The organism is Neorhizobium sp. BETTINA12A (genome assembly GCF_023006485.1).
Classification (GTDB): Bacteria; Pseudomonadota; Alphaproteobacteria; order Rhizobiales; family Rhizobiaceae; genus Neorhizobium.
In genome coordinates this window covers 1-1231 of sequence record NZ_JALBGW010000333.1, presented here as the reverse complement: position 1 = coordinate 1231, position 1231 = coordinate 1, and the positions used below count along the sequence as shown (strand labels likewise).

1 pseudogene is annotated in these 1231 nt (G+C 65.2%); it reads left to right on the top strand.

The window, feature by feature from the left end:
• Window positions 1-1231, top strand: a pseudogene (locus MOV61_RS29960) (lytic transglycosylase domain-containing protein); the annotation flags it as partial.

Below are 1231 nucleotides of genomic sequence, written 5' to 3'. Positions count from 1 at the left end.
AAGGGCCTGCGCGCCAATTCCGAACGCGCGCTTTATCGTGAAAACCCGCCTGCCCCGACCGTCCTCGCAGCCTTCGGCGCAACCCGGCCGGAAACCACCGAGGGCACGATCATCCTCGCCCGCGCGCTCGTCGCCTCCGGCAAACAGGCGGAGGCTGCCCGTCCGCTGCGGCAGATCTGGCTCACCGACACACTCGACAAACCGACCGAGGACAAGATCCTCGCCGAGTTCTCGGCGCTTTTCACCGCCGCCGACCATAAGGCGCGCATGGACTTCCTGATGTACAAGGGGCGCGCAGCGCAGGCCAAGCGATTTGGCGATCTCGGCAAGGCGCAATCGCTCTACAAGGCCTGGGCTGCGGTCATCGGCAATGCCAAGAATGCCGAGGCGCTGCTGAACGCCGTCGACGGCTCGCTGAAGGACGATGCGGGTTATCTCTTCGCCCGTGTCGAATATCTTCGCCGCCAGGACAAATATCAGGATGCGGCGGACCTGCTCGAAAAGGCACCGCGCGACGCGGCAAAACTGGTCAATACGACGGAATGGTGGAACGAGCGGCGCATCGTGGCGCGCGGTCTTGCCGATCAGGGCGAATTCAAGCTCGCCTACCGGACCGCGGCCAATTATGTCGCCGCCTCCTCCACCGATATCGTCGATGCGGAATTCCACGCGGGCTGGTATGCGCTGCGGGCGCTGCATGAACCGGAAACTGCCGAAAAGCACTTCCGCAAGATCCTCGACACTTCGAACAAGCCGCTGTCCGCTTCGCGCGCCCTCTACTGGCTCGGCCGCGCCGCCGAAGACGGCGGTCCGGGCAGTGCCAAGGAGTTCTTCTCCAAGGCGGCGCATTTCTCCAGCACGTTCTACGGTCAGTTGGCCGCCGCGCGGCTGGACCTCAAATCGCTCGACGTCACCTATCCGAACCCGAGCGGGGTCGACCGCCAGAATTTCGAAAGCCGCGAAGCCGTCCGGGCGATCGCAAGGCTCGAAGATGCCGGCCACGGCAAGCGCGCCGCGGTGCTCTATCGCGCGCTGGCGGAAGAAATGACCAGTCCCGGGGAACTGGCGATCCTCGCCGCCAGGGCGGAATCGGAGGACAACCACGCCCTTTCGCTGCAGATCGGCAAGACCGCTTTCAGCCGCGGCATCGATGTGGCCGCACTCGCCTTCCCGGTCGGCGTCATCCCGGCCGGCGCCGATATCGAAGGTTCCGGCAAGGCGCTCGCCTATG